Raw genomic sequence first — 14970 nt, 5'->3', positions numbered from 1 at the left:
CGTAGGTTTCCAACCTTAGAGCGGACCCGAGGACTCTGCCGCTCAGCGCGAGGGCGGCACCAAGTTGTCGGGGTAGAGGTCGGGGATCGGGATCGGCATCCGCCACAGATGCGAGTCCGGGTGGATCATGCCGTGCCGGATCGCGACGAACCGGAGCAGGCGGAGCGGGCCGGCGATCAGGACGAAGGCCAGTGGCAGCTCGATCAGCAGGGCGCTCAGGATCGCCTGCGTCAGGTCGCTGCCGCGGTGGCTGGTCATCACGTCGAACCAGGCGTCGCAGACCAGCAGTACGCCGGTCGCGAACGCGGTCGGGAAGACGAACTGCTTGCGCTTCCAGCCGGCCCACGCGGTCAGGATCAGCATCGTGACCAGCAGGATGTCGAAACCGACCCAGGTGGTCACCCAGTTCCGCGCGACATACCGGTCCGGCAGCGTGACCGCGAGGTACACGGTCCACGGGATCAGCGCGGCCGCGCAGACCAGGATCAGTACGGTCCGCCACTTGCGCAGCCGCTGGATCGTCCGTGCGGACGGCAGCCCGTGCGGGCGGGGCGCCAGCCGCCGAATCAGGTCCCGGCGCTCGGCCGGCGTCATCGCCGCGATCTCTTCATCGGTCAGCTGCACAGTTCGAGTATGCCTTGTGATTGCATTCACAAACTAGTACGATGAGGATCCGAAGCAGCTGTCGATGATGACAGGCGAGGTGTCTGACCATGACCGAGCGGAAACCACCCGGCATGAAGACCCAGGACTGGGTCGAGGCTCAGCTCCAGCGCGCGCAGCGGGCCGGCGAGTTCGACGACCTGGCCGGCGCCGGGAAGCCGTTGCGGCTGGCCGATGCGCACGACCCGGACTGGTGGGTGAAGGACTTCATCCGCCGGGAGAACCTCGAGACCGACGCGCTGCTGCCCTCGGCGGTCCAGCTCCGCAAGGAGAAGCAGCAGATCCACGAGAAGGTCCGTGGGATGCGCCGCGAGTCCGACGTCCGGGAGTACCTGGCGGATCTGAACAAGCGGATCCGGCTCGCCATTCGCGACACGACCGGACCAGTGGTCCCGACCGGTCCGGTGAACGAGGACGCGGTGATCGCCCAGTGGCGGATGGACCGCCCGGCCCGCGAAGCCGTTGCGCAGTCGCCGGTTGAGCAACCGCCGAAGAAGAAGTCGTTCTGGCAGCGCCTGTTCAGCTGAGCAGTTCGCGGGCCGCGGCCTCGATGGTTTGCTCACTGAGCAGCACGTGATGTGCCGCCGCGCCCAGTGGAACGTACGAGTCGTGGCTGGTCACGCGGGCCATCCGGCCGGTGTAGCCGTTGTCGATCAAGGTGGCCAGTACGCCCTCGGACACGCCTCCGGAGCGGCGCGTTTCGTCGGCAATCAGGACGCGGCCGGTCTTGGTTGCCTCGCGCAATAAATCCTCGACCGGAAGTGGAGCCAGCCAGCGGAGGTCCAGGACGCGTACGCCGGGTAGCTTGGCGGCCACGCGGAGGCTCATCGGGACACCGTTGCCGAACGTGACGATGGTGAGCTCGGTGCCGTCGCCGTACGTGCGGGCGCGTCCGATCGGTACGGGCTGGTCCGGGTACGGCGCCAGCCATTGCTCGTCGCCGTCGGTGTACAGGTCGCGGCGGTGGTACAGCGCGATCGGCTCCAGGAAGACGCTCACCGTGCCGGAGGATCGGGCGGCCGCGGCGCAGGCGTGCAGCATCGCGGCCGCGTCATCCGGTCGCGCCGGCGAGGCGATCACGAGGCCGGGGATGTCGCGGAGTACGCCGATCGCGTCGTCGTTGTGGAAGTGGCCGCCGAAGCCCTTTTGGTAGCCGTAGCCGGCGATCCGGAGCACCATCGGGTTCGCGTACTGTTCCTGCGAGAAGAACTTGAGCGACGCCGCTTCACCGCGAAGCTGGTCCTCGGCGTTGTGCAGGTACGCGAGGTACTGGATCTCGGGGAGCGGGAGCAGGCCGGAGACGCCCGCGCCGAGTCCGAGACCGAGGATCGACTGCTCGTCCAGGAGAGTGTCGAAGACGCGGGCCGGGCCGTAGGACTTCTGCAGGCCGCGCGTCACGCCGTACACCCCGCCCTTGCGGCCGACGTCCTCGCCGAAGACCATCGCCTCCGGGAAGGACGCCAGTACGTCGCTGAGCGCGCGATTGATCGACTGGCTCAAGGTCAGCGGCTCGGCGGTCGGGGTGGGCGTCGGCAGGCAGCGCGCGACCGCGTCCGGTTCCGGGAAGCGGAGCGGCGCCGCGACGGCCTCGGCCGTGGACAGTTGGGGCAGGTCCGCGACCTCGGCGGCGATGCGGAGCGCTTCGGCGTGCTTGTCCTCGTACAGCTCGATCACGTCGTCGGCGGTGTAGCCGGAGCCGAGAAGGTAACGGGTGGTCCCGATCAACGGGTCGAGGTCCTCGTCGGCGGCGAGTTCGGCGGGCGAGCGGTACGCCGTTTCCACATCGGAGCCGGCGTGGCCGAGCAGCCGGACCGTACGCAGCCGGAGGAAGGCGGGGCGGCGGTTCCTTCGTACGAAGGTGGCCGCCTCTTTCGCCATCGCGAAGGCGGCGTCGAGGTCGGTGCCGTCCGCGTCGAAGTACCGCAGGCCGGGGCGCTGGCCGTACGCCTGCCGGATCCAGCCGTCCGGCGTACGTACGCTGATGCCGATTCCGTTGTCCTCGCAGACGAGCAGCAAGGGCATCGGCAGACCCTGGTACGAGGCGTGCAAGGCGGCGTTGATCGCGCCGGCGGCAGTCGAGTGATTCGCGGACGCGTCGCCGAAGCTGGTCACCACGATCGCGTCGGACGGCCACGGTGACGGTACGCCGAGTTTCGCGGACCGGGCCAGTGAGAACGCGACGCCCATCGCCCGCGGCAGGTGCGAGGCGATCGTCGACGTCTGCGGGATGATCGCCAGCTCGTGCCGGCCGAACACCTTGTGCCGGCCGCCCGCGATCGGTTCGGTGGTGGCGGCCGCGACGCCGAGCAGGATGTCGCGCAGGCCGTCCTTCGAACCACATTGCGCGGCGCGGGTCAGGTAGAAGGCGCCGGAGCGGTAGTGCAGCAGCGCCGGGTCGGTCGGCTGCAGCGCGGCCGCGACCGCCGCGTTGCCCTCGTGACCGGCCGAACCGATCGTGTAGAACCCGGTGCCCTGCGACTGCATCCAGCGGGCGGCGAGATCTGCATGCCGGCTGCCGAGCTGGGCGTCGAACAGGGTCCGGAGCAGCTCGGGATCGTGCTCCCACGGCGCCGGGGCGAGGCCGCGGACGCGGTCGGCGAAGGTCCTCATCTGAACCATGATCCGGGAAGACCGGCCCGGCCACAGCCATGACCCACGGATCGAACACCGCCGGCGCCCCGAATCCGGCGGTTGTCGGGCGGCTGCTTGGGGAACCGTGTCGTGGGGACATTCGTTCTACCCACGAGGGGACTTGTGGGGTGTGGTGACGGTGAGTGAGATGCGGTGATACTTCTTTCCGCGGTGATTCGGCGGGTCGGGCTCGCGGCCAGTCTCGGAGCCGGGACGGCCGGGGTGCTGGCGGGCGTCCTGCTGCTCGGGCCGGCGGCGGCGTCGATCCTGCTCGTGGTGGTGTTCGTGCTGGTCTGGCCGCTGGCTGCGGTGGTCCGGCATGTCGCGGACGAGCCGCCGTACGGGTCGGCTGCGCTGGTCGCGGCGACTGCGGCTGGGGCGGTGCTGTGTCTGCCTGGGCTGGTGCGGTTGCTCGTGTGGGGTGCACTGGGTGTGACGACGGCGCTGGTTTTCGCGCTGTTGTTCGTGCTGATCGATTTGCTGGTGCCGGAGCGGGAGGTCGTACGGCGGTCGTCGCGGAGGTCATCACGGAGGTCGTCACGGCGGTCGGCACGGGAACAGCGGCGGGTGCAGCGGTTGACTGAGGCGCAGTTGGCTGACGACGAGCGGTTGATCGAGTCGTTGCAGTGCCCGTTGAGCATTGAGGAGCTCTGCGGGGTGTGGTCGGACACCGTCACACAGCTCGCGCAGGGCGCTGGGATTCGCGACCGGCAGGCGGTCGCCGAAGTACGCCGGATCTGCCTGGACGAGTTCGAACGCCGGAACCCCGCCGGCTTCCAACGCTGGCTCTCCGCCGGCGCCCCCGCCAACCCCGGCCACTACCTCCTCCCCATGCCCGGCGAAGGCCCATCCGCCAACTGACCACCCCCCGCCACCCGCCCTCCCAGCGACCACCAACCCCCGCCACCCGCCGTCCCAGCGGCCAACCAACTCCCGCGCCCGCCCTCCCAGCGGCCAACCAGCTCCCGGGGCCGCACTCTCAGGGGCCAGCCCCTGAGACGATGGGTTGGCCCCCGAGAATCTGACGGCCAAACCCACCAGCTCGGGGGTCAAGCCGGCGGTGGATTGGGTTTGGTCAGAGGCGGTTGTAGCGTTTGCGGGCTTCTCGGCTTTCTTTCTGGGCGTCGCGGGCGGCTCGGCGGGCGGCGTCCAGTTCGGTGCCGAGCCGGTGTACCAGCGCCTGAGCCTCGGTCAGCGCATCGCGGGCGTCATCCAGCTGTGTATCCAGATCCTCGACCTTCGCCTCGGCCGCCTGCGCCGCAGCAACCGCATCCTCGAACGCCCGCTTGGCCTCAGCCCGAACCGCCGCCTCCCGCTCAGCAGCCTCCCGCTCTTCCCGCTCCCGCCGCTCAGCCTCGGCCCGCTCCTTCGCGGCAGCCGCCTTGTCCTGCTCGGTCGCGGTGTCCTGCTCGACCCCGATGTCCTGCTCGGCGGTGGCGTCCTGCTTCTCGGCGGTGCTGCGTCCCCGCCCGGCGCGTCGGCCGCCTTCGCCGGTGTCCTTCGCGGTGGTGGTCTTCGGCGATCGGCGGGGCTGTGGGGTGAGGGGGGTGACGTTGGAAGGTTCTCCGGTTTCGTCGACTACTCCGAAGCCGACGTGGCGGAGTGCGCTGCTCAGGCGGCCTTCGCGGACGGCGGCGCCGGCGGCCGGGTCCACCAGCGCGGCGTCGAGTGTCTCCCGCAGCTTCTGCGCGACGTCCCCGCTGAGCTTCTGTCCTTCGTCACCAGCCAGCCGAGCCGCCTCTTTGGACAGCTTGTCCAGTAGCTGGTGCCGTCGGGGCGTCAGCTCCCGCAACCGGTCACCGTCGAGATCAGCCGTCGCCTCCCGGAACTCATCCCCGAGCGCGAGCAGCTCATCCACCTCGTCAGGCAGCCGCCGGGCCACCAGATTCGCGACCCAAGCCGCGACCGTCGGCTTCCGCAGCGCCTTCAACCGGGTCGACCCCAGCGCGTCCCCGTCGGCCTTCAGCTGCTTGGCCAGCGCGTTCCGGCTCGCGATGAAGTCACCGGCCGGCGCGGCGTACAACGCGTCCGCCGCCTCCTCGAAGTCCACGAAACTGACGCTACCGCACCGAAGGACAGGAGGTAGTGGCCTTCAGCATGCTTCAGTACACCTTCCGCACGCTCGGCAATCCCGGTCGCTCGGGACTACCTCCTGTCGTTAGGGGCAGGGGTCGCCAGTTCGGTGCGTAGGGTTTCCAAAATGTTGCGGAGCAGGCGGGAGACCTGCATCTGGCTGACCCCGAGTTCGTTGCCGATCTCTTCCTGGGTGAGGCCGTTGCAGAAGCGCAGCTCGAGGATGCGCTTGTCCCGGTCGGCCAGGCTGGCGACCGCAGGCGTCAGGGTGTGAACGTTCTCGACCAGGTCGTACCCGTTCTCGGCGTCGGCGACCGTTTCCAGCAAGCTGGTCCCGCCTTCCTGCGTACCAGGCGCGTCCAGCGACAGCGTGTTGAAGCAGCCGCGGACCGAGGTTGCTTCGGCGATCTCGGCCGGCGCGGTGCCCAGTGCTTCCGCGGTTTCCTGATTGCTGGGTACGTGCCCGAGCCGCTGGATCAGCTCCGGCTCTGCGGCCGCGATGTTGCCCTGCATTTCCTGCACTCGCCGCGGCGGCCGGATCGTCCACGCGCAGTCGCGGAAGTACCGCTTCAACTCACCCCGGATCGTCGGCACCGCGTACGAAAGGAATGCGGTCGCGGCATCCACCCGGTAACCGTTGGCGGCCTTGATCAGACCCAGGTACGCGACCTGCTCGAGGTCGTCGGCGTCCACTCCTTTGCTCCGGTAGCGGGACGCGATCGAGCGGGCGACCGGAGCGTTCAGCAGGACGACCTCGTCGAGGCATTCCTGATGCCGCGGGTCCGGCACCTCGTCCGCCTCGCACAGCAGGTCGTGGGTGACATCGGCGATCCGTTGCTTCGATTCTTCGGTACTGACAGCTGCAATCGTCACGGGAGGTACCTCGTCGTGTCGTCGTGCAGGTCAAGTGTCCGGGAGGTGCGCGGGACACTGGTGGCAAGGGGCTGAACCACGTACCTCCACCAGACCAAAGTCGGGCCGACGTTTCAAGTGCGGACCTGTTACGGCTGTTTGAAACGACTGTGGCCTGTCAGTAACTGTCAGGTTTCGATGGTTGGCTCGCAGCTGTGAACGATTGTTGCTCAGTCATCGACTTACGCCAGTACACGCTGTATCCCGGCGCCCGGGACACCCTGATCGACCTGTTCGACGCCCGGTTCGTCGAGGGGCAGGAGGCGACCGGGATGCACATCGCCGGGCAGTTCCGCGATTTGGACGATCCGGGCCGGTTCGTCTGGATTCGCGGCTTCCGGGATCTGCCCGCTCGCGCGGACGCGTTGCAGGCGTTCTACTACGGTCCGGTTTGGCGTACGCACGCCGCGGCCGCGAACGCGACGATGGTCGACTCCGACAACGCACTGTTACTCAAACCACTCACGCTCGGTGCCGGATATCCAAGCCTCGATGCGGTACGGGCTGATGCGCCGGCGGGCTCGGTGATCGGCGGGGCGGTGTACCACCGGGGATCGGTGGATGACGGGTTCGTGGATTTCTTCACCGAGCAGATCGTTCCGGTGCTGGTCGATTCGGGCGCGGAGCCGGTCGCGGTACTCGAAAGCCTCGTTGCCGAGAACAACTTTCCGGCGTTGCCGTTGCGGGACGAGGTGGTGCTCGTCTGGCTGGCGCGGTTCGCGGACGATGCCGCGTACACCGCGCATCGCCGGTCGCTTGAGGCGTCGCCGGCCTGGCGGCGGGTACTGCCGGAGCTGGTGAGCCGGATCGTGAAACCGGCCCAGGAGCTCAGGCTGCGCCCGACCGCGCGCTCGCAGCTCCGGTAGGTGGAACCGGGGGCTCGAACTCGACAGGCTGCCGCCGACCAGCTCCGTGACACAGCTGCGATAAATACGTTGCGGGGTTCGGGAGCGGGCGGGCATGCTTGGGGGACCGAGCGGCGGCGAGCGCTGCCTGGACTAAGGAGGGCTGACGGATGGCTATCACTGTGCTGCGGCATGTCCGCGTCAGTCCCACCTCTTTGTTCAGGAGCATCCCCGTTGTCTTCCGAGTACGAACTGTCTGACACCTTCTCCGACCTCGACTCCCGCTGGGCCGAACTCACCAGCGACGAGTCCCAACCAGATCCGGCAGACGCTTACGTCTTCCAGTTCCAGTCGATCAGCGAAGAACTGGGCCCGGATCAGCGGTGGACCACCTGGCTGGACGTCGAGCGCGGCTCTCGCGGCCCGGAACCACGACCCGACTGGGTCGTGACGGAACAGGCTGCGATCGATACCGAGCTCGGCGTCCTCAAAACCGGCAAGGAAGCCGACGTCTTCCTGCTCGAACGTGCGGTCCAGGCGATCGGCGACAACCCGGCGAAGTCGTCGCTGCTGGCCGCGAAGCGGTACCGCACCGAAGAGCACCGGTCCTTCCACCGCAGCACGTCGTACGTCGAAGGGCGCCGCACCCGGAACAGCCGGGACGCCCGCGCGATGGCCAAGAAGAGCTCGCATGGACGCAGCGTGGCGGCCGGCCAATGGGCGTACGCCGAGTGGGACGCGCTGAACCGGCTCTGGAAAGCCGGTGTCCCGGTGCCGTACCCGGTCCAGGTGGACGGTACCGAGCTGCTGATGGAGTTCATCGACGACGGTGAAGGCGGCGCCGCGCCCCGGCTCGCCCAGGTACGGCCGTCGAAGGAACTGCTCGGTCAGTACTTCGAGCAGCTCCGTGGCGGCATGCGTGAACTCGCCCGGGCCGGCTTGGCGCACGGTGACCTGTCGCCGTACAACGTGCTCGCGCAAGGGGAGCGGATCGTGATGATCGACCTCCCGCAGGTCGTCGATATCGTTGGTAACCCCAAGGGTATGGACTTCCTGCTGCGCGACTGCCACAACATGGCCGCGTGGTTCACCAACCGCGGGCTGGAGATCGACGAGCAGGAGCTCTTCGCCGACCTCCTGTCGATGGTGTTCTAACCGACGGCCGCGGCGGCTGCCCGCCCGGCGGTCCGGCCGGTGAACAGGCAGCCGCCGACGAAGGTGCCTTCGAGCGATCGATAGCCGTGTACGCCGCCGCCGCCGAAACCGGCTACCTCGCCGGCCGCGTACACGCCGGGCAATGGGGTGCCGTCGGCGCGCAGGACCCGGGAGTCGAGGTCGGTCTGAAGACCGCCGAGCGACTTCCGGGTCAGGATGTTCAGCCGTACGGCGATCAGCGGACCGGCCTTGGGGTCGAGGATCCGGTGCGGCGGCGCGACCCGGATCAGTTTGTCGCCACGGTAGTTCCGGGCGCCGCGGAGCGCGGTCACCTGAAGGTCCTTGGTGAAGGTGTTGGTCAGCTCCCGGTCCCGGGCGACGATCTGCCGTTCCAGGTCGTCCAGCTTGATCAGGCTGTCGCCGGTCAGGTCGTTCATGCCCCGGACCAGATCCGGAAGGTTGCCGCGGACAACAAAGTCGGCGCCCTTGTCCATGAAGGCCCGCACCGGTGGGGTGGCGCCACCGCGGGCCCGGCCGAGTACACCCTTGAGGTCCTTGTTGGTCAGATCGGGGTTCTGCTCCTGGCCGGAGAGCGCGAACTCCTTCTCGATGATCTTCTGGGTCAGGACGAACCAGGTGTAGTCGTACCCGGTCCGCATGATGTGTTCGAGCGTGCCCAGGGTGTCGAAGCCGGGGAACAGCGGCACCGGCAGCCGTTTCCCGGTCGCGTCGAACCAGAGCGACGACGGGCCGGGCAGGATCCGGATGCCGTGCATCGGCCAGATCGGATCCCAGTTCTGGATGCCTTCGGTGTAGTGCCACATCCGGTCCCGGTTCACGTACCGGCCGCCGGCCCGCTCGGTGATCGCGAGCATCCGCCCGTCCACATGCGCCGGTACGCCGCTGATCATCCGCTTCGGCGGCTCGCCCATCCGCTTCGGCCACTGCGAACGGACCAGGTCGTGGTTGCCGCCGATCCCGCCGGACGTCACGATCACCGCCTGCGCGGTCAGCTGGAAGTCCGCGACCTCGACCCGTGAGCTCGACACCCCACGCGGTACGTCGCTGGGCTCGAGCACCTTGCCGGCGACCCCGTCGACCACACCGTTCGTCACGGTCAGCTCGTCGACGCGATGCCGGAACCGGAACTCGACCAGTCCTTGGGCGACCGCTTCACGGACCCGTCGCTCGAACGGCGCGACCAGCCCCGGTCCCGTACCCCAGGTGATGTGGAACCGGGGCACCGAGTTGCCGTGACCATCGGCGTTGTACCCGCCGCGTTCAGCCCAGCCGACGACCGGGAAGAAGCGAACGCCCTGGGCGTGCAGCCAGGAGCGCTTCTCGCCGGCGGCCCAGTCGACGTACGCCTCGGCCCACTGCCGGGCCCACTTGTCCTCGTCGTCCAGCCGGTCGAACCCGGCCGAGCCGAGCCAGTCCTGCAGGGCGAGGTCGCGGGAGTCCTTGATCCCCATCCGGCGCTGCTCGGGGGAGTCGACGAACATCAGCCCACCGAACGACCAGAACGCCTGTCCGCCGAGCGACGCCTCGGGTTCCTGGTCGAGCAGCAGCACCTTCCGGCCCGCGTCGGCCAGCTCGGCGGTCGCGGCCAGCCCGGCCAGCCCCGCCCCGACGACAATCACATCAGCGTCCATGTCGACCATGTATAGCGCACTTGCGAAGATGTGGACGTGACGATTCTTTCTGCGCAAAACTTCGTGCTTCCCGCAGCTTCGCTCGGTTCGGAGAACCCGCTCGCGCCGTTGCGTACGCAGCGTGAGGTGCACCAGGTCGAGAACCTCGCCGAGCTTCCGGCCGACCTGCGGGCGAACATCGAGTACGGGCAGCTGCACAGTCCGCTGCCGTGCTTGAACCAGGACGGGTACGACCGCACTCTCGTCGAGACGGCGTTGCCCGCGCTCGTACTGGAGAACGACCACGTCCGTGCGACCGTGCTGCCAAGTCTCGGTGGCCGGCTGTACTCGCTGGTCCACCACGGGACCGAGCTGCTCTACCGCAACCCGGTGTTCCAGCCCGCGAACCTCGCACTGCGCAACGCCTGGTTCGCCGGTGGGGTTGAGTGGAACGTCGGTAGCACCGGTCACTGGACTGGTACGTGCGCACCGATGCACGCCGCCCGGGTGGACGGTCCGGACGGTACGCCCGTGCTGCGGCTGTGGGAGCTCGAGCGGACCCGCAACCTCGTCACCCAGCTCGACTTCTGGCTGCCTGCTGACTCGGAGTTCCTGTACGTCGGTGTCCGGCTGCAGAACCCGTCCGACGTAGACGTCCCGGCCTACTGGTGGTCGAACATTGCCGTACCCGAGTCGCCGGACCGGAGAGTGCTGGTCCCGGCCGACCAGGCATGGCGGTACGGGTACGGCAACCGACTCGATCTAATCGACGTGCCTGTTTACGAGGGAACCGACCTGACCTATCCGGCGCGCCACCCGCGTGCAGTGGACTTCTTCTTCGAGCCACGCGCGGAAGAGCGGCCATGGATCGCTTCAGTCGATAGTGCTGGTACTGGCCTGGCGCAAGCGTCGACCGAGCGGCTACAGGGCCGGAAGCTGTTCGTCTGGGGCCAAGGGGATGGCGGCCACCGGTGGCAGGAGTGGCTGTCGCCCGGTCTCCAAGCCGGTGGGTACGCCGAGATCCAGGCAGGTCTCGCCCGTACCCAGATGGAGCACCTACGACTGCCGGCGGCAACGGAGTGGCACTGGCTGGAGGCGTACGGCCGAATCACCATGGACCCGGCCGCAGCGCATGCTGACGACTGGCACACCGCCCGTACGGCCGGAGCGACTGCACTGAGCCCAGTGCTGGACGGACTGGGTGAACGGGAGCAGCAATGGCAGCAGGTCGTGGACGCAGCACCAGTAGAGGTGTTGGCGGTCGGATCCGGCTGGGGTGCGCTGGAGCTCGCCCGCACCGGTTGGACGGTGTCAGCAGGTACACCGTTCAGCAAGGACACTATGACCTCCCGCGAGCGTGCATGGTTGCCGCTACTGGACGGACAGCTGCCGGCCGCTAGTGACGTACCGGACGGGACGTTGGTGGCGTGGCGCGAGCTGTTGGAGGCAGCGGAGGACAACTGGCTGGTCTGGTACCACCGTGGAGTCGCCCGGCACTACGACGGTGACGAGGCCGGTGCGGTGGCGGCATGGCAGCAGTCGGGCGACAACGCCTGGGCACTGCGCAACCTCGGTGCAGTCACCGGCGAGTTGTCGTACTACGAGCGAGCGGTAGAACTCCGCCCTGACCTGGTGCCCTTGGTAGTCGAGGCGATCACGGCCGCGCTGGACACCGATGTGACCCGGGCGGAGCCGATGTTCGAGCATGCTCCGGACGACCCGCGCGTCCAGTTGCTGCGGGTTCGGTACGCGTTGGAGACCGGCGACCCGGCGGCAGCGCACGCGCTTTTGGCCCAGGGTATCCAGCTGGCAACTGTCCGTGAGGGAGCGAATCCGCTCACCGATTACTGGCTGGCCGCCGAGGAGGCGCTTGGCACCAACCGGCCGGTACCGGCCCAGTATCAGTTCGGAATGGGCGGAAACTGACAACTTCAGGTCAACTCTACCCCTGGTAACACCGCTCCACCGGGCTCTACCATAGAGCTGTAGAAAAGAATCCGTACCCGAGTGGAACCAAGTGGAATCCGGTGGCGTCTCACCGGTGTGCGGCAAGGGCCGCGCAAGGCAGTTACGACAACGACGACCGCGCTGCTTGCGGGCGGCGCGTCGGGGGTGAGTGCCATGTTGACGATCGTTGTACTAGGTGGGTTCGGCCTGGTGCTGGTGGTCGCGGCTTTCGTCGTGACCGAGGTCCTGGCCGGTCTGCGCCGGGACGAGCTCCCTACCGGCACAGAGGAAAAGACCGCGGGACGAGTGATCCGGGTCCGGGGCCCGGTCCGCGGTCAACTGGAGAGTGGTGCTCCGGCGGTGTACACCGAAGTCATCGTCGAGTACTACACCCGCCGGGGTGAGGGACCGTACGAGGTCGCTCGCAAGTTCCCGGTCGGGAGCCGGCTTACTTACGCCAAGGGCGATCGGGTGATCGTCGCGTACGACGTCCGGACGCCTCGCCGGGCCCGCCTGGCCGGGCGGGTCAGCCACTGGCCGACCCTGGGACCGCAGTCCGCGGCCAGGGCGGCCTGAAGCACCGGGCGTGACCGTCCTGCTTGAGCCTGCTTGAGCCTTCTGGGCTCAAGCAGGAAGATGTGGGGCGAGCAGGTTGTAGAGCACCGGACGCCCCTGAGCCAGCACATAGGCCGCCTCGGCCGCGGGCAGCCGGTCGGCCAGATGGGCCAGCGCCTCGCCCATCGCGATGCACAGCGTCACCGCCAGCGGCAACTCGGCCGTGTCCCGCGCGCCGAACCGCAGCACCAGCAGCTCCGCGAACTCACCGGCGTGCTGATCGTCGAACTCGCCGGGCTTCGACTCCAGGTCCGGGTCGCCGAGCCCGCTCAGTACGACCGCCTTGAACCCCGGGTCCTCCCGGTGCATGTCCCGGAACGTGTCCAGCGTGACGTCGACCGCGGACCGCCAGCTCGTCACCTGTGCCAGCCGCTCCCGGACCGCTTCCGTGTACCGCGCCTGGTTCCGGCGTTCGATCGCCTGCACCAGGCTGCGCTTGTCCGGGAAGTACCGGTAGACGCTGCCGACCGCGATCTCGGCCCGTTTCGCGATCCCGCTCGTCGACGCCGCGTCGTACCCACGCTCGACCACCTCGGCACAGGCAGCGTCCAGGATGCGCTCGACCTGGCGATTCGCCCGGTCCTGGGTCGGCGTACGGCGGAGCGGATACGCACCCGAAGTCACCATTCACTCATTGTCCATGCTGAGCGGGACATCGTTGCCACTCCTTTGTGACAGATTGCCGTCAATCGGAGGAGGGGAATTCCTTATGCGCTTCAGTAAGACGCTCGTCGCCGGCCTGGTTTCGGCCGCGGTCGCCGCCTCGGGTACCGCCATCGGTACCCGGCACGACCCGCAGGCCGCCGGATCCGCTTTACGGCTCAACCAGGTGCAGGTCATCGGCGCGCACAACTCGTACCACCGCGAGCTCAGCCCGGCCGAGCAGAAGGTCCAGCAGCAGCAGAACCCCGGCTCGGTCGACCTCTGGTACTCGCACGCGCCGATCGGGCAGCAACTCGAGGACCAGAACGTCCGCGCGCTCGAACTCGATCTGCTGCCCGATCCACAGGGCGGCCTGTACACGTACCCGCTGATCCGGAAACTGACCGGGCAGGGACCGCTGACCGATCCGGCGATGGCGAAGCCGGGGATCAAGGTCCTGCACATTCCGGACTTCGACTACAACACCACCTGCGACACCTTTGTGCTGTGCCTGCAGCAGGTGAAGACCTGGTCGGACAAGCACCCGTCGCACGTACCGATCGCGATCAACCTCGAACTCAAGCAGTCCGACCCGAACGTGGTCGCCGCCGGCGGGGTGAAGGCGCCGCCGTGGGACGCCGCGAACCTGGACAGAGTCGACACCGAGATCCGGTCGGTGTTCGCCGAGGACGAGATCCTGACGCCCGACGACGTCCGCAAGCCCGGCCTCACCCTTGAGCAATCCGTGCTCAGCAAGGGCTGGCCGACGCTGAAGAGCGCCCGCGGCCAGGTGATGTTCTACTTCGACAACGGTGGTCCGGGCGCGATCCGGGACACCTACACGGCCGGCCGGCCGAGCCTGGAAGGGCGCGCCGTCTTCACCCGTGGTCCGGAGGGTGCGCCGGACGCGGCGATCACCCAGATCAACGATCCGCGGGGTACGAACCAGGCCGAGATCCAGCGCCTGGTGAAGAAGGGGTACCTGGTCCGGACCCGTTCGGACGAGCCGATGTCGACGATCCGGGACAAGGACTACACCCGGCTCGGGATCGCCCTGGCCAGTGGTGCGCAGTACGTCACCACCGACTTCCCGGTCGCGGGCATGGCGGCCCGGTACGACAGTGACTACGTTGCCAAGCTGCCCGGGCACACGCCGGTACGCTCTAACCCGGTGACAACGTCCGCGAAAGCGGCTGTTTCGGAGGGATGATCCGATGTCGGAGCACGTGGTTGACGTCAGCTGGAGCCGTGGCGAGCACGAGTTCACGTACGAAAGCTACGACCGCGACCACGAGTGGCGCTTCGACGGCGGAATCACGGTGCCCGGATCGGCCAACCCCGCGTACCGCGGCAATCCGGGTCCGGTCGATCCGGAGGAGGCCTTCGTCGCGTCGCTGTCGTCCTGCCACATGCTCACCTTCCTGGCGATCGCGGCCCGGAAGCGGCTGGTGGTCGACTCGTACGACGACCACGCGGTCGGCCTGATGGCGAAGAACGCGGCCGGCCGGCTGGCGATCACCGAGGTGACCCTGCACCCGGAGATCAGCTGGGGCGGTACCGCGCCGGACGCCGCGACGATCGAGCGGATGCATCACCTGGCGCACCAGGAGTGCTTCATCGCGAACTCGGTGACCACCGAGATCACTGTTGCCACTGGCAAATAAAAACCACCCGCCGGCCGGCCTGAGCCTCGCGCAAGCGGCGTCAGGACGGTCGGCGGGTGGTGGGTGGCGCACCGCTGTGGCGGTGCACCGGTAACGAATCCGGGGGCGCTGCGCACTGGGCGCCTCTGCGTTCGGTGTGCGCTTCCGTGCGGTCTGGCTCGGTGGGCGAGACCGTCCGGATGCGCCACCCGG

14 protein-coding genes are annotated in these 14970 nt (G+C 68.2%); 8 read left to right on the top strand and 6 right to left on the bottom strand.

Annotated elements, in window-relative coordinates:
• Nucleotides 1-42: 42 nt before the first annotated feature.
• A complete protein-coding gene (locus ABD260_RS36215; RefSeq protein WP_344241287.1) occupies nucleotides 43-624 on the bottom strand; it encodes a hypothetical protein in 582 nt (193 codons plus the stop codon).
• 89 nt (nucleotides 625-713) lie between these two features.
• Between ABD260_RS36215 and ABD260_RS36210 the strand changes: the two genes are divergently transcribed.
• A complete protein-coding gene (locus ABD260_RS36210; RefSeq protein ID WP_344241285.1) occupies nucleotides 714-1190 on the top strand; it encodes a DnaJ family domain-containing protein in 477 nt (158 codons plus the stop codon).
• Here the strand turns inward: ABD260_RS36210 and ABD260_RS36205 are convergent.
• On the bottom strand, nucleotides 1183-3273 hold the full coding sequence (locus ABD260_RS36205; protein ID WP_344241283.1) for a thiamine pyrophosphate-dependent enzyme: 2091 nt from the start codon (nucleotides 3271-3273) through the stop codon (nucleotides 1183-1185). The two genes, ABD260_RS36210 and ABD260_RS36205, sit on opposite strands and share 8 nt — an antisense overlap.
• A 174-nt stretch (nucleotides 3274-3447) precedes the next feature.
• Here ABD260_RS36205 and ABD260_RS36200 point away from each other — a divergent pair, with 174 nt between their 5' ends.
• Nucleotides 3448-4155 carry a hypothetical protein gene (locus ABD260_RS36200; RefSeq protein ID WP_344241282.1) on the top strand — a complete coding sequence of 236 codons (708 nt, stop codon included), beginning with the start codon at nucleotides 3448-3450 and terminating at the stop codon, nucleotides 4153-4155.
• Nucleotides 4156-4369: 214 nt separating this feature from the next.
• Here the strand turns inward: ABD260_RS36200 and ABD260_RS36195 are convergent, their stop codons facing one another.
• Together ABD260_RS36195 and ABD260_RS36190 are read right to left on the bottom strand one after the other, a co-directional pair.
• Nucleotides 4370-5344 (bottom strand): hypothetical protein, encoded by a 975-nt coding sequence (locus tag ABD260_RS36195; protein WP_344241280.1) that lies wholly within the window; start codon nucleotides 5342-5344, stop codon nucleotides 4370-4372.
• A gap of 95 nt (nucleotides 5345-5439) precedes the next feature.
• Nucleotides 5440-6240 carry a sigma-70 family RNA polymerase sigma factor gene (locus ABD260_RS36190; protein ID WP_344241278.1) on the bottom strand — a complete coding sequence of 267 codons (801 nt, stop codon included), beginning with the start codon at nucleotides 6238-6240 and terminating at the stop codon, nucleotides 5440-5442.
• A 194-nt stretch (nucleotides 6241-6434) separates the two neighbouring features.
• On the opposite strand from ABD260_RS36190, the gene ABD260_RS36185 reads away from it, so the two are divergent.
• Complete coding sequence (locus tag ABD260_RS36185) at nucleotides 6435-7145, top strand: NIPSNAP family protein (protein WP_344241276.1); 711 nt, start codon at nucleotides 6435-6437, stop codon at nucleotides 7143-7145.
• 213 nt (nucleotides 7146-7358) lie between these two features.
• Nucleotides 7359-8279 (top strand): serine protein kinase RIO, encoded by a 921-nt coding sequence (locus ABD260_RS36180; RefSeq protein WP_344241275.1) that lies wholly within the window; start codon nucleotides 7359-7361, stop codon nucleotides 8277-8279.
• On the opposite strand, the gene ABD260_RS36175 is transcribed toward ABD260_RS36180, so the two are convergent.
• Nucleotides 8276-9931, bottom strand: coding sequence for an FAD-binding dehydrogenase (locus ABD260_RS36175; protein ID WP_344241274.1), 1656 nt, complete (start codon nucleotides 9929-9931; stop codon nucleotides 8276-8278). The genes ABD260_RS36180 and ABD260_RS36175 overlap by 4 nt on opposite strands.
• Before the next feature lie 36 nt (nucleotides 9932-9967).
• Here ABD260_RS36175 and ABD260_RS36170 point away from each other — a divergent pair, with 36 nt between their 5' ends.
• Both ABD260_RS36170 and ABD260_RS36165 read left to right on the top strand, forming a co-directional pair.
• A complete protein-coding gene (locus ABD260_RS36170; RefSeq protein WP_344241272.1) occupies nucleotides 9968-11836 on the top strand; it encodes a DUF5107 domain-containing protein in 1869 nt (622 codons plus the stop codon).
• A 195-nt stretch (nucleotides 11837-12031) separates the two neighbouring features.
• A complete protein-coding gene (locus ABD260_RS36165) occupies nucleotides 12032-12433 on the top strand; it encodes a DUF3592 domain-containing protein (RefSeq protein ID WP_238352512.1) in 402 nt (133 codons plus the stop codon).
• Between the two features lie 48 nt (nucleotides 12434-12481).
• On the opposite strand, the gene ABD260_RS36160 is transcribed toward ABD260_RS36165, so the two are convergent.
• Nucleotides 12482-13099, bottom strand: coding sequence for a TetR/AcrR family transcriptional regulator (locus ABD260_RS36160; RefSeq protein WP_344241270.1), 618 nt, complete (start codon nucleotides 13097-13099; stop codon nucleotides 12482-12484).
• Between the two features lie 82 nt (nucleotides 13100-13181).
• On the opposite strand from ABD260_RS36160, the gene ABD260_RS36155 reads away from it, so the two are divergent.
• Together ABD260_RS36155 and ABD260_RS36150 are read left to right on the top strand one after the other, a co-directional pair.
• On the top strand, nucleotides 13182-14324 hold the full coding sequence (locus ABD260_RS36155; RefSeq protein WP_344241269.1) for a phosphatidylinositol-specific phospholipase C1-like protein: 1143 nt from the start codon (nucleotides 13182-13184) through the stop codon (nucleotides 14322-14324).
• 4 nt (nucleotides 14325-14328) lie between these two features.
• Complete coding sequence (locus tag ABD260_RS36150; protein ID WP_344241266.1) at nucleotides 14329-14778, top strand: OsmC family protein; 450 nt, start codon at nucleotides 14329-14331, stop codon at nucleotides 14776-14778.
• Nucleotides 14779-14970 lie beyond the last annotated feature (192 nt).

This window comes from Kribbella hippodromi, from assembly GCF_039531045.1.
Lineage (GTDB): Bacteria > Actinomycetota > Actinomycetes > Propionibacteriales > Kribbellaceae > Kribbella > Kribbella hippodromi.
The sequence above is the reverse complement of the archived record's forward strand: the minus strand, read 5'-3'. Positions and strand labels throughout refer to the sequence as shown.